Raw genomic sequence first — 2,844 nt, forward strand, 5'->3', positions numbered from 1 at the left:
TATATGAAGAACCATCTTATTTATCGCAATGTCTTCGGGATTATTTAGAATAAAAATATGAGGGGATCTTTAAGGTCGCAGCCCCAATGAGCATCATCAAATCGTATTAAACCCCGTTGCGGGTCAGCGTGAGATGAAAAGCCCCGTCGATCATATCTCTTTTAGAGTGTTTTCAATATCAGAGCTGCGTTCATTTTTTCATTCATTGATATCGGTTTTGGATAAACAGGTTCAAACGGTGTCCCATGGCAGTACTTGGTCCATTTATTTTCGCGATCCTGAACAGAATCGGTTTGAAATTTTTACTGACACTCCTTGGCATGTAGATCAGCCTTGTAAATTTGATGTTGACTTGGATTTACCCGATGAAAAACTCATGGCCTTTACCCATCAGAAAATACAACAGATGTCAGGTTTTACGCACGCCACTCAGTGGCAAGCGTCTCATAAAGCGGAATTCATTAATAGCCATCATTAATAGCATTTTTATGGCTGGCTGTAGGTTTTCGGTTTTATGGGATGGAGCAAAAAACAGCCTGCTAACTGGTTTAAAACAAAAGGCCATGTTTTTGTTCGAAATAATCAATAAAATCATATAAGATACAGCGGATTATAGATGTGAAGTAATACACTTTTGCATCAATATACAGGACAAAATAATAATGGAATATTTATGGATTTTATCAATCAGTATCAGCAACAAGGACTAACTAAACCTATTAGCATTAAACCCACTCTAAAAATGCATGCATTATTATGGGGAGGAGGGGCATTTCTTTTAGCAGGGTGTGGTGTCGCATTATTGAGTGAAGAGCTTAAAACGCAATTAATCGGATTAGGGGGGGGGCTCTTTTTTGGATTTGCGATTATTATCTGTGTCAGTGCATTACTTAGAAGTCATTCGAGAGGATTAGTCGAGTTTTCACAAGATGGCTTATGGCTTTCTACGCTAGGGGTGACTTTACCTTGGCATTCACTGGGTCCAGCTTGGGTGAATGTGACTAAACATGATGGGGGGAAAACGAAAGATGTTGTGTTTATTGTTAAAGACATCGACCGTTATATAACCAACTTAAGTTTTATTCCACGTATTCACTTAAGGCTCTTGAAACGGACGCTGGATATAGGTAAAGGTGGGTCAATCGATTTAGGATTAGAGGCTTTATTTCATTTTTTAGATGAAAAAAGTGCCTTTAAAAAATTAACTCATCAACTTGAATATGCTCGTGACCAAGCGCAGTCGAATCCATCGGTGATACTATTGAATATTCCAGTTCCTTTTCGACTTGGTATTAATCCTCAGTCATTGGTTGCAATCATCAATGTAGAAGTATCAAAACAAACGATGGATATTGATTAAGCTAACACCGCAGGATTGAGAACTTAGCATTATTCCTGAGGCAGACTCTTTGAAGAACCCAGACGTCATTTGTTCGTTAAGCTGTCAATTGACGACGGGGATCTTCTATAAAAAAAAGAATAACAAAGACATATATGGAGGATCTCGTTGAGTCAAGCTTGTTTTCGCTTTCAGAAAGCCAAAGACAGAAAGCCAAAGACACCTAGTCAAGATTTTAATAGGCTTTGGCTATTTAAGCCTTGCCAATTCAGATGGCAGAAAATAAGCTAAAGATTCAAACACAAAGGGAACGTGATCTGGATCAAGCTTAAGAGGGGATGGATTTGTTAGGATCCGCGGCCTTTCTTTTTGTTGTTAGCGAGCGGATCTGATTTTGAAACCTCAATTTATTGCGACTGAAGCCTTGTTACCCCCTGTTATGGCACAAAAGCTGGAGGAGGTCGGTGTGACTAAGGTAAATCGAGTGGGATTAACCACTTTTTTACTTGCTGTGACTGGAGGCATGTTCATTGCCCTTGCTTTTGTGTTTTATACGACTGTGATGATTGGCGCCGAGGCACTGCCTTTTGGATTAACTAAACTGGCAGGGGGATTGGTTTTTTCTTTAGGCTTAGTCTTAGTCATCATTTGTGGGGGAGAGTTATTTACCTCTTCGGTGTTATGTGCTGTCGCCAAGGCCAGTAACAGGATCAGCTGGCGACAACTCTGGTGTAATTGGACCCTTGTGTATCTGGGAAATATGTTAGGCGCCTTGACATTGGTTGTGTTGATTTGGCTGGCAAAACTGCATTGGACCGCAGAAGGAAGTTGGGGCATTAATGCGATGAAAATCGCGCAGCATAAATTGAGTTATGGTTTTTTTCAAGCCATGACACTGGGGCTTTTATGTAACTTAATGGTGTGTCTGGCGGTATGGATGACGTTTTCCTGTCGCTCTGTGTCTGATAAAATTGCGGTGCTTTTGTTACCTATTTCCATGTTTGTTGCCTGTGGTTTTGAACACAGCATTGCTAATTTGTTTATGATCCCTATGGGTATAATGATCCAGCACTTTGCTTCGGACGGGTTCTGGGCATTAACGCCCTACAGTGCCAGTGATTTCTCATCTTTAAACTTAGAAAATTTTATTACCGCTAATTTATTGCCTGTCACTTTCGGCAATATTCTAGGTGGTTTGATGGTGAGTGCAATTTATTGGTTTTGTTATCGCAGGCAAGCGATAAGTTAGGCGCTTATTGAGTTTAAGGAGAAATACAACCTAGATGTATATGGACGCTCCTGTTAAGCCAAGCCCGTTTTGGCTTTTAGAAAGCGAAAGAAACCTAGCCAAGGCCTATTAAGACCTTGGTTTGAAGTGGTCAACTAATTCTGGCCACGGATTTATGTTCGCTCTTAAATAATTGTTCGGATCTGTTAGGTGTTAAACCTCCATTATATTGATGAGGCCTAACTGAGTTGTAATACCGGATGATATATTCAGTAAT

The 2,844-nt window shown here is 40.2% G+C and carries 3 protein-coding genes and 1 pseudogene; 3 read left to right on the forward strand and 1 reads right to left on the reverse strand.

From position 1 onward, the window contains the following. Positions 1–133: 133 nt before the first annotated feature. From Q0791_RS24645 to focA, 3 genes are all read left to right on the forward strand, one after another. The gene (locus tag Q0791_RS24645; protein WP_299011912.1) at positions 134–478 is read left to right on the forward strand and encodes a hypothetical protein; all 345 of its coding nucleotides are present in this window, start codon (positions 134–136) and stop codon (positions 476–478) included. Positions 479–673: 195 nt separating this feature from the next. After that, positions 674–1,360 (forward strand): hypothetical protein, encoded by a 687-nt coding sequence (locus Q0791_RS24650; protein WP_299011913.1) that lies wholly within the window; start codon positions 674–676, stop codon positions 1,358–1,360. Between the two features lie 373 nt (positions 1,361–1,733). Continuing rightward, the gene (gene focA / locus Q0791_RS24655; protein ID WP_299011914.1) at positions 1,734–2,588 is read left to right on the forward strand and encodes a formate transporter FocA; all 855 of its coding nucleotides are present in this window, start codon (positions 1,734–1,736) and stop codon (positions 2,586–2,588) included. 130 nt (positions 2,589–2,718) lie between these two features. Here the strand turns inward: focA and Q0791_RS24660 are convergent. Further along, a pseudogene (locus tag Q0791_RS24660) lies at positions 2,719–2,844 on the reverse strand (IS3 family transposase); the annotation flags it as partial.

This window comes from uncultured Shewanella sp. (assembly GCF_947495455.1).
GTDB lineage: Bacteria > Pseudomonadota > Gammaproteobacteria > Enterobacterales > Shewanellaceae > Shewanella.

Excerpts from the sequence above, each read along its gene's own strand:
- Q0791_RS24645 (WP_299011912.1), top strand. The coding sequence starts at position 134 with ATGAAAAGCCCCGTCGATCATATCTCTTTTAGAGTGTTTTCAATATCA.
- Q0791_RS24650 (WP_299011913.1), top strand. The coding sequence starts at position 674 with ATGGATTTTATCAATCAGTATCAGCAACAAGGACTAACTAAACCTATT.